1 protein-coding gene is annotated in these 463 nt (G+C 61.3%); it reads left to right on the top strand.

The window, feature by feature from the left end:
* Positions 1-38: 38 nt before the first annotated feature.
* Positions 39-463, top strand: a 425-nt coding sequence (locus M8006_RS17780) for an IS66 family transposase zinc-finger binding domain-containing protein (RefSeq protein ID WP_250084558.1), incomplete at its 3' end; no start/stop codon positions are given.

Below are 463 nucleotides of genomic sequence, written 5' to 3' on the forward strand. Positions count from 1 at the left end.
CAACCGAAAAATACGCTGTCAAGCAGGGCGACCTCTTGATGAACGAGGCCGAGCTGGCCGTCGATGAAGACGACAGCCAGACGGATGATTCTCAGACTGACATCACCGACGAAACGGCATCTGCCGATAACGCCGCTGTCCCAGCCAAAAAGCGCACCCGCGGTGGACGCGCGGCCCTGCCACCCGAGCTGCCTCGCGTCGAGGTGGTTCACGAACTGGACGAGGCCGAGCGTTGCTGTACCGAAGACGGCACTGAACTCAAGGTCATCGGCGAGGCCGTTAGCGAAGAGCTTCATGTGGTGCCCGCACGGGTTGAGGTCATCCGCCATGTGCGGCGCAAATACGCCTGCCCAACCTGCGAAGAAAATATCCAGACAGCCCCGGCACCGGCCAAACTCCTGCCCAAGAGCAATGCCAGTGCCACCCTGTTGGCTTACGTCGCCACCGCCAAGTACCAGGATGC

It is taken from the genome of Halomonas llamarensis, assembly GCF_023555005.1.
GTDB lineage: Bacteria > Pseudomonadota > Gammaproteobacteria > Pseudomonadales > Halomonadaceae > Vreelandella > Vreelandella llamarensis.